Genomic DNA, 17,288 nt, shown 5'->3' on the forward strand with positions numbered 1-17,288 from the left:
AAGATGTGGAATTACAAGTATCCTTCGCGAAATTAGGTAGCCGTCCCTAACGATAAATGAGCCGAATGATCTCCTCAATCCCCGGTTCTTTCATCTGAATATCCAGCGGCTCACCCCAGCCCGCTACTTCGGCAAGGATTCGCGGGGAAGAAATTTTTCCTTTGTCGAAGTAAATCGAAAGGACATTCTCTGCTAGCTCCATCCGCTTGATTCCCTCTAGGTCGTAAAGCTTTTCGGGTGGTTGTCGAAATTCGATTCGAATGAGGCTTGGCAGCCCTATCTGCCGTCGCAAATCGACCAAGCTCGTATCCATCATCTTTTTGCCATGATTGATCACGATGATCCGGTTGCAGAGTTGCTCAATATCGTCCATATCATGCGTCGTCAATAGAATCGTCTTCTTCTGGGTCTGATTCACTTCTTTCAAAAACGCTCTGATGCGAGTCTTCGCGACCACATCCAACCCAATCGTAGGCTCGTCTAAAAACAGGACAGGAGGATCATGCAGCAGTGCCGCCGCTAAATCAGCTCTCATCCTCTGACCCAATGACAGCTTACGCACTGGCGTATCCAGGAATTCATGGAGATCCAGCAGTTCCTGATACGCCTCCATCGATCGCCGATATGCCTTGTCGTTAATTTTGTACATCGCTTGCAAAATTTCGAAGGAATCTCTGACTGGCAAATCCCACCACAGCTGTGTTCGCTGCCCGAACACCACACCGATTTGTGAGGCTACTTGAATTCGTTCCCGCTGCGGACTATATCCGCCAATTCGTATTTCCCCCTGACTGGGATGAAGAATTCCTGCGAGCATTTTGATTGTCGTCGATTTTCCTGCGCCATTCGGCCCGATATATCCAACGAACTCGCCTCTGTCAATGGAAAAAGAGATATCGTGGACGGCTTTGACCTCCCTTTGTTCACGAGAAAAGAGTGTTCGTAGAGAAGCAAAGCGCCCCTCTTTCGCTTTTGTCAGGAAAAATGATTTTTCGATGTGCTTTGCTTCAATCATATTACCCCTCCTCAGCTCCCTGTACTATGGTAGTGTCGAATCCCGACATTCCACAGCATACGAGCGAAATAAAAAGCAATCGCTGCAGCTACCGGGGTGAGTATCGGATAAAACCATGCGCCCCCTTTGCCCAACAGCGTCAACATTGGCAAATAATTCATATATGCGATCGGAATCGCTGAGAAAAACAGCCATTTGAGCCAGTTTGGATATAGCCCGATCGGATAATTGGAAGCATTAGCTGGCGCATAAATGGTAAAGGTCAGCATGTCTTTCATCTGATGCGTCCAAAAAGCGACCCCAGCCGTAGCAAGTCCAATGGAGAAATAGATGACTCCGCCAGACAAAATGGCAATCGGTGAGAATAACACCAACCCCATGATCGATTTCCCTTCCGCCGCAAGTCCCGACAATGAGACGACCAAAACAGACATCCCTTGCACCACTCCTCCCACTCTCGACAAATCAAGATTGCGTGTCAATAGCAGAAGCAAAGGTGAAACAGGTCGGATGAGCAATTGATCGAGCTCTCCTTGCACGATGTACTTCTCAAAGTCGTTGATTTCCGGGGCAAACAGTCGATACAAGGAGACAGATGCCGAGGAAATCCCGTAAAGCATCCCAACCTCGTATATATTCCACCCGACCACATCGTGAAATCGGTACAAAATCGCAGAGAGAATAATAAAATCAAGCACCATAATCATTCCGGTCGTGGCAGCGCTTGTGACAAAATTTATCTTGTATTGCATTTGCGAGCGAATGCTGGCCGCAATCAGTTTGCGATAGAGGGCAAACATATCGTTATCCTCCTTGAATTTCTAGCTTTCTTCTTGCTATGTTCGTCACCAATAAAGCAACTGCCGTTAAAACGAGCGCCCAACCAGCTTGTACGAGCATGCCATAAGGAGGAGCAAGCTCTAGCAAGGTCATGACTGGATAATAAATCATCGCGGAAAAGGGCAAATAAGGTGCTACCTCTCCAATCATCCCAGGCATCAAGTCTATTGGAATCATTTGTCCACCTAACCCAAAGATCAATGACAAAAGGATTAGGTGTACCCAGCGTATTTCTGTCGTCCAGAAGGAGGAAATGCCCGCGAGATAAAAGAGCAACATACCTACGTAAGTTCCTAGCAGTAGCGAGAGGATAAACCAGAAGTAAGTGAACGGATCGGAGGGAAAAAAGAAGCCTACCGCTAATCCTAGCAGCAAGCCGATCGGAACACTTCGGTAGCAAGCGTTGTACAAAAGTCGTCCAAACTCCTGACTGAGCATGTACCAAAGATAATGAACAGGCTTGATCATATCCAGGCTGACAGCCCCGCTTCTTACCGCTATTTGGACGTTCAGACCCGGCGACATAAAGGTTGTCATCCAGAGAACACTCTGGCAAATCGCAATGTAATACCCCATCGTTTTGACATCATATGGGCCATATACTTGTTTTCCAGAAAGGACACCCGTCCAAATGGCAATAAAAACAAGCCCAAAAATCGAGCTTGCGACATTGTTGATGACATGCGATAAACGATACTGAAGATTTCGACGATAGCTCTTGCGAATAATCCGCCAATAGACCATAGAACCCTCCTCTTGGAAAAGTCAGGATTACTAGAATAGCAGGGGCCGTATACAAATGCAAGAAAAAAAAGAAAGAGCCCTTCCCATTTGAAGGACTCTCTTTCGATAAATCCATTTGCTGTCACGCTGGTCACCCATTCACGCCAGCCAAATAGAACTTATCCTCTTTTTTATGGATCAATAGCTTCATGTGGAAGCTACAATCACCTCTACATCGTTAGCGTGCAAAGCTTCAACCATTTCCTTTTCAGGCAGCTTATCGGTCACGATAATATCGATCTGTTCAAAACCGGCAACACGATACAGCATGCTTTTTCCAAACTTGGTATGGTCAGTGAGGATGATCACTTGATCGGCGCGCTTGATCATTTCTTTGATCAGAAAGCCGTGATCTTCCTGCGTAGACATGAGCCCTTCCTTTGTAAGACCGCATGCACCAACCAGTACTTTGTCGACATGAAAATCAGCAAGGTTTTGAATCACGCGAGTACCGAGGACACATTGATCCTCTGCATGTACGTCTCCGCCCAAAAGCTTGACAAGAACGCCTTCTTTTCGGGACATACTGGAGGCAGTCGCTAATGAATTCGTGATGATGACATGATCGCGAGTCTGCAAGGATTCCACTGTGAGCTGAACGGTTGTGGAAGCATCGAGCAGCAAATAATCTCCATCTTTGATCAGACGGGCCGCTGCTGCTGCAATACTGCGCTTTCCTGTCAAATCAAGCTGCATTCGTTCCTGATGGGAGTAGTTCTTTTTGTTGAGGCTGGGCAATACTGCTCCTCCCCTAGTTCGCAGGATTTGACCCTGCTCCTCCAGCTTGACGATGTCACGCCTCGCTGTGTCACGGGAAACCCCAAACTGCTCAACTACCTCTTGCACACTGATTCGCTGGTGCTCCTGCAAATACGCAAGAATTGCAGCGAGCCTCTCCTCTTGAAACACGAAGCCTCAACCCCATCCTGCCTTCATTATAAGTGATTTAAGTGATTTACGCAAGCGATAATAAGTGTTTGTAAGTAATCATAAGCAATAGAAAGAAACAAAAAAAGCAAGGCGATTTCTCACCTTGCTTTCTTAGCAGCGAATATTACTTCGCTACTTTCACGCCTTTGTAGTGACCGCAGCTTGGGCAAACACGATGCGCAAGCTTGTATTCGCTGCAATTATCGCATTTGATCATGCCTGGAATCTCTAATTTGAAGTGCGTACGACGCATTCTTTTACGGGTTTTGGAAGTTCTCCGTTGAGGTACTGCCATCTTCCTTACACCTCCTTCAAGTGACAAATGCTAAGAAGCTCTATTGGGTGGACAGTATAGGCAAAATGCTTATGCCATCCTTCAAAAATGAGACGCTGCCACGAATGGTCGGCGAATCATCTTGAATACAGTAAGAATACTTATTTGCTGTCTTTGAAAAAGTCAGCCAACCCAGCCAATCGCGGGTCAACACGCTCATTCTTGCAGCTGCATGCCTTTTCATTACGGTTCACACCGCAAGTCGGGCACAGACCTTTGCAATCCTCCTCGCAAAGCGGGAAGGTCGGCATTGCCAGTAAGAAATCCTCTTGCAGCAGCGAGTCCAGCTCGATTTCATCGCCTTCCAGAGGAAGGATATCGCTGTCCTCGTCATCTTGCAGGATCGGATCATCCGCAAGCGCAAATGTCTCAGAGAAATCTACTGTTGCCTGATCGACAAAAGGATTCAAACATCTCGCGCAGACAAAATTCACATCTGCCTTCATGCTTCCTTTTACGTAATAGAGATTGCCCAGCTGTACGGCTTCACCACTCGCATTCACAGGAGTAATCCCGCGAACCTCATGATGGCGCTTCTTCAGCTCATCTGCATCCAGAGTTACCTGGAATGGCAACGGCTCTCCTTTTCGGTGCTCTAACTCTGCTAACTTAATGTTCATAGCATTTCACCTCATGCACAACAAAGATGATTATAGACCCTGCCCAAAGCTTTGTCAACCATTTTTGCTTGACAGCTAGTTTGCTCAGGTAGATTTCGGTTTTTGTCCATTCAAGTACGTAATCGCTTCTTCTACCGTCTTGACTGGAACCACTTTCATTGAAGTTCCAATCCGCTTGGCAGTCGCTAACGCCTCCTCGTAATTGGAGTTCGTATCTGGCGTATCCTGCGGAGCAAAGAAGATCTCTGCACCCGCTTTGTCCGCTGCGATTACCTTTTGATTAATGCCACCGATCCTGCCTACTTTTCCGTCTAACGAAATCGTGCCTGTTCCTGCAATTTTATAGCCTTTTGTCAAATCCGTCTCCGTATTTAACTGGTCATAAATCTCCAGTGTCATCATTAATCCCGCAGAAGGACCACCAATCCCTTGAGAGGCAATGGTTACTTCTTTCGGTATGATGATTTCCTGTTTGTTGTCAGGGCGCACACCAATTCCAACTGACTTGGACTCAGGTAGTGGTTCCAAGGTTAACATCGTTTTGGCCTCTTGTCCATCTCTTGTGTACGTAATTTCGACTTGATCCCCTGCTTTTTTTGCAGAGAGGGCTGTCAGCAAATCTTTTGCCTCAGACGTGCGAACCCCGTCAACATACGTAATGACATCACCAATTTGCAATGCTTTATAGGCAGGGAACCCTTCTAGAGTACCCATCACCCACACACCCTGCTTCTCGATTTTCACTTCAAAACCGGCTAGACGGAACGCGACTGCCTCCGCAATTTTTTGTGAATTGTCCATGATCGCTTGTTCTCTACGGATAAAATCTTCGCTGTTCTCGCCCTTGCTGACAACCAGCTCCTTGGGCATCAACTCAACATCCTGCGCCATTTTGGCATACCAATACCACGGCAAATTCGCTTCGCCCATTCTGACCGTCGTGAGCATGAAGGAACCAGTCTCGTCTTTCTTGCCGCCTGCCACTTGAATCATCGGCCCCAACTCAATCGCTGAACCCGGACGACTCACGTAATAATTCGTCGGTACAAAAAAAGAAATACCCAACAAGACAAAAACCAAGGCAAGTATCCAGCTAAAGCCCCTGGTTCCTGTAGATCTGCGTCTATTGGCATAAAGCTGTTCCTCACTCATTCCTGTGCCTCCCAATCTGCAATTAGTTCCTGAATGCGTTGGATATGGTCAGTACCCGCACGTTCACCTAACTCGATAATTTCTTCGACACCCGTGTACGCGATACTGCTATAGTGTCCAACATCCGGCCTGATTACGATGTCTGCCGCAATGATTCGATGTCGCAGAATTTCCCTTTCCATCACATCAATCGTCTGGGCAATTACATCAAAAATACTTTTGACCTCCATCCGGGTATCGAATTGGGCGACATCTACCGCAATCACGATATCAGCACCCATTTCACGCAGCACCGTTACGGGCACACGATCAATAACTCCTCCGTCAACTAAAAGCCGCCCCCCTACCTTTTCAGGTACGAAGATGCCTGGAATGGATATGCTTGCCCTCACTGCTTGATCAATTGGACCTTCACGAAATACAACTCGTTCTCCTGATTCAATATCCGTCGCCACAATGGCAAGCGGCTTGTTCAGCTCTTCCAAGCGCTTTCCGTGCGTTAGCAGGCGAATCAATTGCTTGATCTTCTCCCCTGTAACAAAGCCCATGCTGGGTACTGTCAAATCGAGCCAATGCTTGCGTTTTAAATTAAGGGCAAGCTTTCCCATCATGTGCGGTTCAATTCCGTTGGCATAGACAGCCCCAATCAGACTGCCCATACTGGAGCCAGCCAGCATGTCAATCTGGATGCCATGTGCTTCTAACGCATTCAACACACCAATATGTGCAAAACCGCGAGCGCCCCCAGAACCTAGGGCTACACCCACGATAGGTTTACGCTTTGTCTGCATGGAAAAACCCCTCCCTGTAACCAGCCTATGTGGTAAATCGCTGTACCTTTCACACTTGGGAGATATTCGTCGACCAAGCTTACGCATAGTTCTCCCGCCAGCCACGTAGACATGTACTACTACTTTTCTTCGATTCAGGAGGAATCCATGTCACGCCACTCACCCGTACTTACTTTGTTGCTCGCCCTCTCGACAGTTTTCATTGTTATTTCGTTGATTGCTTACTCGCAGATTTCTTTTGAAGCTGCCGTACGCGGTCTGAAAATATGGTGGGAGGTAGTTTTCCCCTCTACGCTACCCTTTATTGTGCTGTCTGAGGTGTTGATGGGTCTGGGCGTCGTTCATTTCGTCGGTGTGTTACTGGAGCCATTAATGCGCCCACTGTTTAACGTTCCGGGCACTGGCGGGTTCGTACTGGCTATGGGCTTCTCATCCGGATATCCGGTAGCCGCAAAGCTGACAACTCGCCTGCGTCTGCAAGGTAATGTGACGAAGGCGGAGGGTGAACGTCTCGTATCTTTTACAACGACGGGAGATCCCTTATTCGTCATGGGAGCAGTGGCAATCGGCTTTTTCCACAGTGAGCAAATGGGTATCATTTTAGCTCTGACTCATTATTTGTCAGCTGTACTCATGGGCGTGATTTTTCGTTTTCATGCGCCTTTTGCCATTACGTCAGCCCCATTAGAGAAAAATTCACTACCGCTTCCTTTACGCGCCCTACAAGCAATGCATCGGGCACGTATCCGTGATGGGCGTCCGTTCGGAAAATTAATGGGAGAAGCGGTGCAATCCGCCCTGAATACCTTGCTCATGATCGGTGGCTTCATCATTGTTTTTTCGGTCTTAATTCAACTATTCTCCACGATTCATCTGACACAGATCATCAGTACGCTTCTCTCAATCATTCTCGGTCCCTTTGGTTTTCCACCAGCCTTTTCCCAAGCAATCGTGGCTGGTTTGTTCGAAGTAACCCTCGGCGCACAGGCTGCGAGCATTGTGCCTGATGAAGTTTCCTTGGTCTGGAAAGCAGCGATTGCCAGTGCTGTATTGTCCTGGGGCGGTTTGAGTGTTCACGCGCAGGTCGCGAGTATCTTGAGTGAAACGGATATTCGCGTCGCCCCTTACTTGATTGCCAGAGCGCTGCACGCTTTGCTAGCTGCAGTTTTGACCTTTGTCTTTTGGGGACCTCTTGCCACAGTCAGTTCCTGGTTCATGGAGAAAGCCGTCCCTGTATTTGTACATGTGAAATCCGAGATTCCGGCGACGAGCTGGTGGGAGACCCTGCTACTATCAGGGGGAATCGCCATCGGCGTCGGTGCCATTCTGTTGTGTACCAGCCTGACTCTTTCGCGCATGAACCGCAGCAAGACGCGATAATCTACTCGGTCATTTTTCGCTTCAGTGCCTCTTCTACGACTGGCGGCACCAAATCGGCGACACTCGCCTTGTATTTCGCAACTTCTTTCACAATACTTGAGCTCAAGTACGAATATTGATTGTTCGTCATCATGAAAAACGTTTCAATATTTTCATCGAGCTTTTTATTAATCGAGGCGACTTGCATCTCATATTCAAAATCAGAAACAGCACGAAGGCCACGAATGATAACCTGTGCGCCCTTTTTGTTCATATAGTCAATTAACAAACCGTCAAAAGAGTCCACTTCTACATTTTTCATGTCAGCCGTTGCTTGACGAAGCAAATCGACGCGCTCTTCTACGCTGAACAATGAGTTTTTCTTCGAATTGATTAAGACGGCAACAATGACCTTATCAAAAACGTTGGCACCCCGCGCAATAATGTCGAGATGCCCATAAGTAACAGGGTCGAAGCTTCCTGAACATACGGCGATTGCCATAGCGGGTTATCCTCCCTTAGTGCTCTTTTGCACCTTGATTTGAAAGTTAGGCTTGTGGCTCCAAATCGTAATAATACACGGTAACGGCCGTATCCCCATACTTAGCCGCTCGGTCCTTCACACAATGACCAATCGCATCTGGAAAGGAGTCTGCGATATCATGCTCAGTCACGATCCACGCTCCGTCCGCCAACATTCCCAGCTCCTGCAACATCTCAATTTCTTCGACAATTTTCTGCTGGGCGTATGGCGGATCTAAAAAGACGAGATCAAATTTTTGATTGCGCGTACTCAGTGTGCGAATGGCGCGGTCCGCATCCATCCGATATAGTTCTGCATAATCGTCCAGCCTGCAAGTGCTGACGTTTTGTTTTACTACAGCAAATGCTTTTTGATCTCGCTCCACAAAAACAGCCCGATCTGCTCCCCTACTCAATGCCTCGATTCCGAGACCACCTGTTCCTGCGTATAGGTCCAATGCCCATCCGCCATCGAAATACGGACCAATCATATTAAAAATCGATTCTTTGACTTTATCGGTTGTCGGTCTCGTTCCTTTCCCCGGAACTGCTGCCAACCGTCTTCCTCTGTGTTCTCCAGCGATGACTCGCATACTCATTTCACCTGTCTGCTTTCCTATGTATGTTGTATGACGCGATTTTCTAAGACTGAGAATGATATCATACTATCACAACTGCATACACCCGTAAAATTAGCAACTGGAAAAATTTATGTACAAGAAAGGTATACAACCCCATTCGATTGGAAAAGATGTTGAATAGCGACGCAACGGTGTCGCTGACAACCGCGGAGAAGACTTACGTTTCCCCATAAGCTCTTCCTCCGGTTTCTCCTCTCCCATAATTGAAAGGCTGTTCACTTTGGCGCACGACGTGTCTGATAGGAGCATTTCGTGCCATCGCTCCCTTCATCGGGAGGAGTTGAACGGCTGCCCCTCGTCATTTGGCGATGGGGTATTTTTTTGTGTGCAGCGCATACTACATGTACCTGTAACACCCCCTACATGTAGATTGCCTGAAAGGAGTGAGTCGTTCATGGCAGAAAAACGACCGTCTGCACAAAAGTTGAAGGCGTCCAAAGCCCAATCCACTGCGGACCGTACTGGCAAAGATGTCGAGCTGGCGCGAGACATGCAATCGCGTGCAGATCAATCGGACATCGTCAAACATGGGCAGTAGCTATACAAGAAGTCAGCCGTATCAAATCGGCTGGCTTTTTACTTTTCCACCTTCAATTCCCTCGGCACTTCTTCTATGCCGTTACAGATACTATTCAAAAATAGCTGTGAAGGAGGTATCCGCATGCATACGGTGTGGAAGGGCTCGATCAGCTTCGGCCTTGTCAATATACCTGTCCGCATGTTTACTGCAACCGAAGAGCGCGATATTCGCTTTCGCCAACTGCATAAAGAGTGTAATACCCCGATCAAGTACACGAAAATGTGCCCGCACTGCCAGCGCGAGGTCGATACGAGCGAAATCGTCCGTGGCTTCGAATATGAAAAAGGACATTTTGTCATGATTGACGATGAGGATCTGGAAGCCATTACGCCAGAAACACGCAGAGCCATTGAAATACTCGACTTCGTAGACTTGTCGGAGATCGATCCCGTTTATTTTCATAAAAGCTATTTCCTTTCCCCACAAGACACTGGTGAAAAAGCATACGCCCTGCTGCGCTCCGCCATGGAACAGACAGGCAAGATCGGCGTTGCACAGGTGACGATGCGCAATCGGCAAAGCCTGGCCGTTATCCGACTGTATGAGCATTGCATCATGCTGGAGACGATCTTCTATCCGGATGAAGTACGTCCCGTCAGTCAAGTGCCTGCCTTGCCAGAAGCCACTGTTCCATTGGCCGAAAACGAACTAAAGATGGCAACTGAGCTCATTAGCAATATGACGATCCCTTTTGATCCGGCAAAATATACGGATGAATATCGATCTGACCTACAAAAACTGATTGAGAAAAAACTGGAGGGTCAGGAGATCGCTACTGCACCTACCGTTGCAAGAACCAATGTAATTGATCTCATGCAGGCCCTAAAAGAAAGCTTGGAGTCTACAGCTGGTCAAGCCGCAGTACCCATCAAAATCGAGCCTGAACCGACTCCGTCAAAGCCTGCGCGAAAACGCACCACTGCTGCCTCCTCGTCCGAAAAAGAGCAAGCATCGAAAAAGGAGACCGCAACCGGTCAAAAAAAGAAAACGACTACTTCTACAACCAAAACACTGCGCAAAAAGAAGGCAACCTCTGTTTAATCTGCACATAAAAAACCTGCCCACTCTGGACAGGTTTTTTGTATTCACATATAGACATCTAGCTTGGCGCCATCTTCCTGCATGGTTCAATATGGATATGAACAGCGTTAATGCGGTGAATCTTGCGCATCTGTTCTTCAATTTTCTCGGTGATGGTGTGGCTCTCCACCACATTCAGACCTGGATCTACATGGATGACAACATCAACCAGCACGCTGCTTCCGTGGTAGCGGGCTTTGATGTCACTGATATCCTTAACTCCCGAAATCGAGGAAATGGTAGCCCGCAGGTCCGCAAGCTCGCTCTCGTCAAAGCCATCTGTCAAACGGTGAGTTGCTTCCCTGAAAATGTCCCAAGCAGTTTTCAAGATGATGAGACCAACAACAAAAGCAGCTAAAGGATCGAGCCAGTGCAATTGAAATTGTGCGCCAGCTACCCCGATAAACGTCCCGATACTGACGAATGCGTCTGAACGGTTGTCAGCTGCCGCTGCATTTAGTGCTTGGCTGTTTGTTTTGATGGCAAGCTTTTTATTGTAGCGATAAACGCCAAGCATTATGACTGCAGTCGCAAGTGCTGTCCACCCTGCCAACAGGTTAGGAGCCGTATGATGTGGGTCCAACAAGGATGGTACGGCATTCGTAACGACTTGAACTCCGACAAATAGCATAATAAATGATGCGACAAGTGCTGAAATCGTCTCCGCCCGAAAATGACCATACGGGTGATCTTTATCAGGTGGTTTCCTTGCAATTCGCAGCCCGATCAAAACAGCAATCGATGCGACGACATCCGTTGAGTTGTTAAGACCGTCGGCCATTAAAGCTTCTGACGCAGTGACATACGCAACTCCTATTTTTAATACAGAGCAAAATATGTAGGCGAAAATACTCACCCACGCCCCACGTTCTCCTTGTTTTAGATCCGAATAGACATCCATACCTCATCACCTCAAAATACTTCTCCAGCCTGCTTCGACAACGCGGAAAATCAAAGCGCTGGAAGCAGTTGCTTTTTTTCGAACTTCATCGTAACAGATAGGATTCATGTGGGTCTACAGAAACAGTTTTAGTCCGATTCATGAGAATAGGGGGGAGGAAAATGTGTTGCACACCCGCAATTTTTTCACTGGAAAATTTCCCTTGAAATTAAATGGACTTCCCGTTATCCTATTCTTGCAATCCAAAATACAAAAAAGCACGGGAGCTTGGAAATCACCAGGCTGAGAGGATGGTACTGTGCCATCGACCGTTGAACCTGAACTGGGTAATGCCAGCGGAGGAATGTCATATACGACACGAAAAGATGCGTGTATCTTTTTAGGATACCCGTTTCTTCTCTACTCTCGCGTTGGCGTCGCATATTGTTTATGCGGCGCTTTTTCGCGGGCAGTTTCTTTCGCCTCCCTAAACGGTTCTCGCTTTCGTGCAACCAAATCAAGGAGGTTTTTCTTATGTCATTGGTGTCCTCATTTCCAGGCAGTCGCAAAGTATACGAAACAGGTAGTCGTGCGGACATCCGCGTCCCGATGCGCGAGATTTCCCTTCATCCTACCGAAGGATTGTCTGGCTCCACACCCAATCCCTCTCTTCGCGTGTACGATACGAGTGGCGAGTATACCGCAACGGGTTACGTTCCTGACATTCAAGTAGGACTGCCCTCCATCCGCCATGAGTGGATCGATGAGCGAAATGATGTGGAAACGTATGTCGGTCGCGAACCACAACTAGTCGACGACGGCATCCGAAACGAAGAAAAGGCAGCCACCCTCCCCACTTTCCCTCGAGAGGGCTACAAACCAAAACGGGCAAAGTCAGGAAAAAATGTTACCCAGCTTCATTATGCCCGAAAAAATATCATCACACCGGAAATGGAATACGTTGCCATTCGCGAGGGAGTCTCCCCTGAATTTGTACGAGCAGAAATCGCCGCTGGACGTGCGATCCTCCCTTCTAACGTCAATCATCCTGAAAGCGAGCCGATGATCATCGGCCGTAACTTTCATGTCAAAATCAATGCCAACATCGGAACGTCAGCTGTCAGCTCTTCGATGGAAGAAGAAGTCGAAAAAATGATTTGGTCGGTCCGTTGGGGTGCCGACACCATCATGGACCTCTCGACGGGAAAACATATACACACCACGCGGGAGTGGATTATCCGCAATAGTCCTGTTCCAGTCGGGACTGTCCCGATTTATCAAGCACTTGAAAAAGTAAATGGGAAAGCCGAGGATTTGACATGGGAGGTTTACCGAGACACCTTGATTGAGCAAGCAGAACAAGGCGTCGATTACTTCACGATTCATGCTGGTGTACTATTGCGCTACATTCCTATGACAGCTAACCGTGTTACTGGTATCGTCTCTCGCGGTGGATCGATTTTAGCCGCATGGTGCCTGGCCCATCATGAGGAAAACTTTTTGTATACGCATTTTGCTGAAATTTGCGAAATTCTGAAGGCCTATGACATTTGTGTATCGCTCGGAGATGGACTACGTCCTGGCTCCATCGCGGATGCGAATGACGAGGCGCAGTTCGCGGAGCTTGAAACATTGGGAGAACTCACAAAAATTGCGTGGGAACACGACGTACAAGTCATGATTGAAGGTCCTGGTCACGTCCCCATGCATCTCATTCGCGAAAATATGGATAAACAGTTATCCATTTGCCATGAGGCTCCTTTTTACACGCTTGGGCCACTCACGACCGACATCGCTCCCGGCTATGATCACATTACTTCAGCGATTGGCGCCGCCATGATTGGATGGTTCGGAACAGCGATGCTCTGCTACGTAACACCCAAGGAGCACCTTGGCCTACCCAATAAAGAGGATGTACGCAACGGTTTAATCGCATACAAAATCGCAGCGCATGCCGCTGATCTCGCAAAAGGACATCCGCGGGCGAAACTGCGAGACGACGCCTTATCCAAAGCTCGCTTTGATTTTCGCTGGAACGATCAATTCAATTTGTCTCTGGACCCAGAGCGCGCCCGCGAATATCACGATGAAACGTTACCAGCAGAAGCCGCCAAATCCGCCCATTTTTGTTCCATGTGCGGACCTAAATTTTGCAGCATGAAAATATCGCACGACATTCGTCACATCGCCAATGAACAAGGCGCTACCCAAGATCCCGCCATTCTTTCCGGGATGCAGGAAAAATCGCGTGAGTTCCGCGAACAGGGAAGCCGCTTGTACCAGTCGTAATGAAGGGGGATGCCTATGGAGGAAGCCAGTCGTTTACGCGAAAAGATCATTCGACTAGAGGCTGAGCTAGAGCAATCTAAACAGCAATTGCGGCTGATTCAACAGGACTGCAGCCACGTCTATATCGAGACTCCACTTACGCGAACATGCTCCAAGTGCCTGCAAACCGAAAGCCTCTATTATTAATAGAAAAAGGTCGAAATCCCTTTGAAGGATCTCGACCTTTTTTCTTGCTTATTTCGTCATTCCAACTTGCAACGGAAGTCCTTCTTTATAATAGAGAGTGGGCGATAGCAGAATGAAGAAAATATGGATATGCAGAAAGCCTTGCTTCTTCAAAATGCCGTGTATGGCACTAGCAATCGCGTCATGTTGCTTTTGTTCACGGGGAAACATCATGATCTCTACAGACAAAGGACTGTTCGTCAATTGCTCTACAGAAAGCAGCTCCAATTTCACCTTTTCCTGAGCTACCTCAGCAATTTTAGAAAACTCTTCTATAAGAATCTGATAAATGGGCTCTATGTCTTGCTTCGCAAAGCCTTTAAACCGAAGAAACGGCAAGTCAATTCCTTCTTTCGTAAATGAGTTCGCACAGTCATTATAAACAAGTCTCTAATTGTATATCAATGAAAAAAGGATTAAAGAAAGTGAACAACAAACATTCCCAACCCGAGTTAGACACAAAAAGGGCCATATCAGAGAACAGCTCCCTTCCCATGAGGTGTGGTGGACGTACCACGGAAGGAGGAAGCAGTTCAACCAGATACAGCCCAATCCGCTAACCCATCAGTTACTTAATACAAGTAGTATAGCTTGAATTCAATACTTAATCAATAAAAAAGTTTCGTAAAATTCTCACAAGAATGCATCCGCCATCACCACTCGTATAGATCATGCCCATCCGTGAAACTGTATTAGAAAACTGGGCAAGTCCCAACTAAACATAGAGGTGGCAGCCATGGAACTAACTCCGCTTTTTCCTTTTGAGCCTACCAGCACGGAAGCTATACCTATCGGACCACAATGGATAGGCCAAGTGAAATGGGATGGCGTTCGCATTCTTACCTACTACGATGGACACGAGGTCAAACTGTTCAACAGAAAATTAAATGAACGGACTTTCCATTATCCAGAAGTGACCGATATTCGCTCGTATTGTCGTGCCGATTCTGTGATTTTGGATGGCGAAATAATCGCTCTCGGCCCAGACGGAAAGCCTTCCTTTTACGAGGTCATGAGGAGAGACGGGCTCCGCCGTTTAGAGAAAGTCTCCCAGATACAAAAGCTTGTCCCTGTCACATACATGGTCTTCGATGTACTGTACTGGAATCATGAATGGGTAACTTCCTCCCCCCTATCAGAGCGACAACAAATACTGGGCAAAATCATCACTCCTACTCCTCATGTGCAGCTAGTTGAAAATTTTGCTGATGGGGACGCTCTTTACCGTGTCATTGAAGCGCAAGGCATGGAAGGAATCATTCTGAAGGATACGTCCAGCAGCTACTTGATCAATGGGAAAGATCAACGCTGGAGAAAGAAAAAGTACTACCGAGATCTCATTGCTGTCGTAGGCGGCGTTACGCTTCGGAATCATATTGTCAATTCGTTGCTTCTGGGCCTATTCGATCAACACGGTTCTCTTTGGTACATCGGTCATGCAGGTACTGGAAAATTGACGCAAACGGACTGGCGTGCTTTAACGGAGAGAATACAGCCCCTTGTCCAACAGAAGATGACTTTTGTTAACAAGCCACCACGCGCAGCCAATACCTTATGGATACAGCCGGAAATCACCGTCAAAATCAAATTTGCGGAGTGGAAGGAAGGGCATTCCTTGCGACAGCCAAGTATACAAGGCGTCGTGGATGTCCCGCCTCACCAGTGTGTTTTGGAGTAAGGAACCACATGGCTTTCGATCTCATTGTCGAAACGATCCAGCCTGTTTTGCCCTCCCCAGCTTTTGCTTGCCATGATTAAGAGCCTGCATTTCCCCATAGCTCGTCAACAGGGCTATCAGTAAGAGGGCAATGTACACAATGGCTGTCGTGCCCCCTCCTACCGCTGATTTATCCTTTAAAAAGTCCCCAATCAAAATCACGATCACACAGCCACTCAAACAGACTGTCGTGATCCACACCATCGACCGGTAAAATTGATAAAGCTTCGTTCCCTCGGGAATGAGGCTTTGCACTCTTCCTTTGTTCTTTCCCCTTACGTGAATGAGCAAAAAGATCGCCAACGGCAATTGAAAGACGAGCACGATCAACGGCAAGCTATAACTAATAAATTGATCGATATGCGCTACATTTGGAAACGCAAATATGGACGATACAACAATAAACCATCCACACGGAGCATTGAATGTATTGTAATGCCGCTGTCCCCCAAATGATCCCACCCCCACTAAAAATGCCAAGTAAGCGACAATGACTTTGATTGTGAAAGCGGGGAACCACACGCTAAAGAGGATCATTTCGACCCTGTCCAAGAAATCTGTGATGTGGATTTGCTGGACGAGAATATAGATGGGGAAATTCAGTCGACCAGCGATAGTGAAGCCCATCACCCCCAGCAAGACGAGCAACATAATCGTCGTTCCAAAGCCAACAATGATGACCCCGTGCTTCATCGCAGCATAAAATAGTCGCGGCTCTACAATGGCATGTAAGAATGCCCCCATGAGAAAAATATCACCATATACACCCACTGGTAAAAAGTTGCTGACCACGATCCTATTCAAGCTACTGGTCAAGATTGGTTCCAATCGCTCTACGTTGTATTCATTAACCAGCAGGAAATAGAGCGAAATGCACATGATGAAATAAAGGGGAAAATAAAACTCATTTACCCGTGCCGCCACCTCAAGACTCGTTTTGCCATAGTACATCATCAGTAAGACGAAGACGAGTAAGATGACCTCCAATGGCGTGGTTGGCAATAACAAGATATGTAAAAAATCAGCAGCCCCTTTAATATCGATCGCCAGGATGATCCAAATGTAAAACAAAATGAGTAGATTGATAGCTCCACCAATCCACTTCCCGCCAATGATAAACAAGATTTCAAAGATATTTTTCCCGGGGTATGCTTCAACCAGCCCACTCAAAACGTAGGCGATAAAAAGCGCATAAAAGATGGGTAAAATTTGAGAGAACCAAGCATCCATCCTTGCTACCTGAACGACAGACCGCAAGAAACTGATCATCATTCCTGTCATCAAGACACTGCCGACCAGCCAGGCAATTTGTCGATGATTGACAACTTGCTTGTGAATCATACTTGGGCCTCCTTATACGAACTGATCCACCCACCGCTTCACATGAGGAGATAGAAAGTTCATCAAATTACTCGTGGGTAACACTTGATAATACTGGAATTGCAAAGCAAACAGACAAAAAATGGTTAAAACGTAGAAAATAGCAATGACTCGCTGCTGTCTCCCGTCCATTCCTTTTCGCTTCATGAT

The 17,288-nt window shown here is 47.2% G+C and carries 20 protein-coding genes and 1 riboswitch; of the genes, 6 read left to right on the forward strand and 14 right to left on the reverse strand.

What is annotated here, in order from left to right:
* Positions 1-46 precede the first annotated feature (46 nt).
* The 8 genes from C7R92_RS06055 to C7R92_RS06090 form a co-directional block, all read right to left on the reverse strand.
* Positions 47-1,015, reverse strand: a complete 969-nt coding sequence (locus C7R92_RS06055; RefSeq protein ID WP_106833558.1) for an ABC transporter ATP-binding protein — start codon at positions 1,013-1,015, stop codon at positions 47-49.
* 11 nt (positions 1,016-1,026) lie between these two features.
* Positions 1,027-1,815, reverse strand: coding sequence for an ABC transporter permease (locus C7R92_RS06060; protein WP_106833559.1), 789 nt, complete (start codon positions 1,813-1,815; stop codon positions 1,027-1,029).
* A gap of 4 nt (positions 1,816-1,819) precedes the next feature.
* The gene (locus tag C7R92_RS06065) at positions 1,820-2,599 is read right to left on the reverse strand and encodes an ABC transporter permease (RefSeq protein WP_106833560.1); all 780 of its coding nucleotides are present in this window, start codon (positions 2,597-2,599) and stop codon (positions 1,820-1,822) included.
* Positions 2,600-2,785: 186 nt separating this feature from the next.
* On the reverse strand, positions 2,786-3,547 hold the full coding sequence (locus tag C7R92_RS06070) for a DeoR/GlpR family DNA-binding transcription regulator (RefSeq protein WP_106833561.1): 762 nt from the start codon (positions 3,545-3,547) through the stop codon (positions 2,786-2,788).
* Positions 3,548-3,692: 145 nt separating this feature from the next.
* Positions 3,693-3,863 (reverse strand): 50S ribosomal protein L32, encoded by a 171-nt coding sequence (gene rpmF / locus C7R92_RS06075; RefSeq protein WP_005834357.1) that lies wholly within the window; start codon positions 3,861-3,863, stop codon positions 3,693-3,695.
* 140 nt (positions 3,864-4,003) lie between these two features.
* Positions 4,004-4,522, reverse strand: coding sequence for a YceD family protein (locus C7R92_RS06080; RefSeq protein ID WP_069849346.1), 519 nt, complete (start codon positions 4,520-4,522; stop codon positions 4,004-4,006).
* Positions 4,523-4,606: 84 nt separating this feature from the next.
* Positions 4,607-5,674 (reverse strand): SepM family pheromone-processing serine protease, encoded by a 1,068-nt coding sequence (locus C7R92_RS06085; protein WP_106833562.1) that lies wholly within the window; start codon positions 5,672-5,674, stop codon positions 4,607-4,609.
* Positions 5,671-6,465, reverse strand: coding sequence for a patatin-like phospholipase family protein (locus C7R92_RS06090; RefSeq protein WP_106833563.1), 795 nt, complete (start codon positions 6,463-6,465; stop codon positions 5,671-5,673). The genes C7R92_RS06085 and C7R92_RS06090 overlap by 4 nt, the downstream gene beginning before the upstream one ends.
* Positions 6,466-6,612: 147 nt before the next feature.
* Here C7R92_RS06090 and ylbJ point away from each other — a divergent pair, with 147 nt between their 5' ends.
* Positions 6,613-7,845, forward strand: coding sequence for a sporulation integral membrane protein YlbJ (gene ylbJ, locus C7R92_RS06095; protein WP_106833564.1), 1,233 nt, complete (start codon positions 6,613-6,615; stop codon positions 7,843-7,845).
* Position 7,846: 1 nt separating this feature from the next.
* Here ylbJ and coaD read toward each other — a convergent pair whose 3' ends face one another.
* Positions 7,847-8,326 (reverse strand): pantetheine-phosphate adenylyltransferase, encoded by a 480-nt coding sequence (gene coaD / locus C7R92_RS06100; protein ID WP_106833565.1) that lies wholly within the window; start codon positions 8,324-8,326, stop codon positions 7,847-7,849.
* A 46-nt stretch (positions 8,327-8,372) separates the two neighbouring features.
* Positions 8,373-8,939, reverse strand: coding sequence for a 16S rRNA (guanine(966)-N(2))-methyltransferase RsmD (rsmD, locus tag C7R92_RS06105; RefSeq protein WP_069849354.1), 567 nt, complete (start codon positions 8,937-8,939; stop codon positions 8,373-8,375).
* Positions 8,940-9,381: 442 nt separating this feature from the next.
* Here rsmD and C7R92_RS32255 point away from each other — a divergent pair, with 442 nt between their 5' ends.
* Together C7R92_RS32255 and ku are read left to right on the forward strand one after the other, a co-directional pair.
* Positions 9,382-9,525, forward strand: coding sequence for a hypothetical protein (locus tag C7R92_RS32255; protein WP_167403187.1), 144 nt, complete (start codon positions 9,382-9,384; stop codon positions 9,523-9,525).
* A 123-nt stretch (positions 9,526-9,648) separates the two neighbouring features.
* Complete coding sequence (ku, locus tag C7R92_RS06115; protein ID WP_106833566.1) at positions 9,649-10,608, forward strand: non-homologous end joining protein Ku; 960 nt, start codon at positions 9,649-9,651, stop codon at positions 10,606-10,608.
* Positions 10,609-10,666: 58 nt separating this feature from the next.
* On the opposite strand, the gene C7R92_RS06120 is transcribed toward ku, so the two are convergent.
* Positions 10,667-11,548: a cation diffusion facilitator family transporter gene (locus C7R92_RS06120; RefSeq protein ID WP_017249387.1), complete on the reverse strand. Its 882-nt coding sequence runs from the start codon at positions 11,546-11,548 to the stop codon at positions 10,667-10,669.
* A gap of 249 nt (positions 11,549-11,797) precedes the next feature.
* A riboswitch (TPP riboswitch) is annotated at positions 11,798-11,910 on the forward strand.
* Positions 11,911-12,061: 151 nt separating this feature from the next.
* On the opposite strand from C7R92_RS06120, the gene thiC reads away from it, so the two are divergent.
* Positions 12,062-13,816 carry a phosphomethylpyrimidine synthase ThiC gene (thiC, locus tag C7R92_RS06125; RefSeq protein ID WP_106833567.1) on the forward strand — a complete coding sequence of 585 codons (1,755 nt, stop codon included), beginning with the start codon at positions 12,062-12,064 and terminating at the stop codon, positions 13,814-13,816.
* A 15-nt stretch (positions 13,817-13,831) separates the two neighbouring features.
* The gene (locus tag C7R92_RS32260; RefSeq protein ID WP_016743262.1) at positions 13,832-14,002 is read left to right on the forward strand and encodes a hypothetical protein; all 171 of its coding nucleotides are present in this window, start codon (positions 13,832-13,834) and stop codon (positions 14,000-14,002) included.
* Between the two features lie 48 nt (positions 14,003-14,050).
* On the opposite strand, the gene C7R92_RS06130 is transcribed toward C7R92_RS32260, so the two are convergent.
* Positions 14,051-14,380 (reverse strand): DUF1904 family protein, encoded by a 330-nt coding sequence (locus C7R92_RS06130; protein ID WP_106833568.1) that lies wholly within the window; start codon positions 14,378-14,380, stop codon positions 14,051-14,053.
* A 397-nt stretch (positions 14,381-14,777) separates the two neighbouring features.
* On the opposite strand from C7R92_RS06130, the gene C7R92_RS06135 reads away from it, so the two are divergent.
* Complete coding sequence (locus C7R92_RS06135; RefSeq protein ID WP_017249391.1) at positions 14,778-15,719, forward strand: ATP-dependent DNA ligase; 942 nt, start codon at positions 14,778-14,780, stop codon at positions 15,717-15,719.
* Between the two features lie 21 nt (positions 15,720-15,740).
* Here C7R92_RS06135 and C7R92_RS06140 read toward each other — a convergent pair whose 3' ends face one another.
* Together C7R92_RS06140 and C7R92_RS06145 are read right to left on the reverse strand one after the other, a co-directional pair.
* On the reverse strand, positions 15,741-17,099 hold the full coding sequence (locus C7R92_RS06140) for a GerAB/ArcD/ProY family transporter (RefSeq protein ID WP_106833569.1): 1,359 nt from the start codon (positions 17,097-17,099) through the stop codon (positions 15,741-15,743).
* A 12-nt stretch (positions 17,100-17,111) separates the two neighbouring features.
* Positions 17,112-17,285, reverse strand: coding sequence for a hypothetical protein (locus tag C7R92_RS06145; protein ID WP_244195659.1), 174 nt, complete (start codon positions 17,283-17,285; stop codon positions 17,112-17,114).
* Positions 17,286-17,288 lie beyond the last annotated feature (3 nt).

It is taken from the genome of Brevibacillus porteri (assembly GCF_003013475.1).
In the GTDB taxonomy this organism is placed as follows: Bacteria; Bacillota; Bacilli; order Brevibacillales; family Brevibacillaceae; genus Brevibacillus; species Brevibacillus porteri.

Coding starts and splice junctions, on each gene's coding strand:
- C7R92_RS06055 (WP_106833558.1), bottom strand. CDS start 1,015: ATGATTGAAGCAAAGCACATCGAAAAATCATTTTTCCTGACAAAAGCG.
- C7R92_RS06060 (WP_106833559.1), bottom strand. CDS start 1,815: ATGTTTGCCCTCTATCGCAAACTGATTGCGGCCAGCATTCGCTCGCAA.
- C7R92_RS06065 (WP_106833560.1), bottom strand. CDS start 2,599: ATGGTCTATTGGCGGATTATTCGCAAGAGCTATCGTCGAAATCTTCAG.
- rpmF (WP_005834357.1), bottom strand. CDS start 3,863: ATGGCAGTACCTCAACGGAGAACTTCCAAAACCCGTAAAAGAATGCGT.
- C7R92_RS06080 (WP_069849346.1), bottom strand. CDS start 4,522: ATGAACATTAAGTTAGCAGAGTTAGAGCACCGAAAAGGAGAGCCGTTG.
- C7R92_RS06085 (WP_106833562.1), bottom strand. CDS start 5,674: ATGAGTGAGGAACAGCTTTATGCCAATAGACGCAGATCTACAGGAACC.
- C7R92_RS06090 (WP_106833563.1), bottom strand. CDS start 6,465: ATGCAGACAAAGCGTAAACCTATCGTGGGTGTAGCCCTAGGTTCTGGG.
- ylbJ (WP_106833564.1), top strand. CDS start 6,613: ATGTCACGCCACTCACCCGTACTTACTTTGTTGCTCGCCCTCTCGACA.
- coaD (WP_106833565.1), bottom strand. CDS start 8,326: ATGGCAATCGCCGTATGTTCAGGAAGCTTCGACCCTGTTACTTATGGG.
- rsmD (WP_069849354.1), bottom strand. CDS start 8,939: ATGCGAGTCATCGCTGGAGAACACAGAGGAAGACGGTTGGCAGCAGTT.
- C7R92_RS32255 (WP_167403187.1), top strand. CDS start 9,382: ATGGCAGAAAAACGACCGTCTGCACAAAAGTTGAAGGCGTCCAAAGCC.
- ku (WP_106833566.1), top strand. CDS start 9,649: ATGCATACGGTGTGGAAGGGCTCGATCAGCTTCGGCCTTGTCAATATA.
- C7R92_RS06120 (WP_017249387.1), bottom strand. CDS start 11,548: ATGGATGTCTATTCGGATCTAAAACAAGGAGAACGTGGGGCGTGGGTG.
- thiC (WP_106833567.1), top strand. CDS start 12,062: ATGTCATTGGTGTCCTCATTTCCAGGCAGTCGCAAAGTATACGAAACA.
- C7R92_RS32260 (WP_016743262.1), top strand. CDS start 13,832: ATGGAGGAAGCCAGTCGTTTACGCGAAAAGATCATTCGACTAGAGGCT.
- C7R92_RS06135 (WP_017249391.1), top strand. CDS start 14,778: ATGGAACTAACTCCGCTTTTTCCTTTTGAGCCTACCAGCACGGAAGCT.
- C7R92_RS06140 (WP_106833569.1), bottom strand. CDS start 17,099: ATGATTCACAAGCAAGTTGTCAATCATCGACAAATTGCCTGGCTGGTC.
- C7R92_RS06145 (WP_244195659.1), bottom strand. CDS start 17,285: ATGAAGCGAAAAGGAATGGACGGGAGACAGCAGCGAGTCATTGCTATT.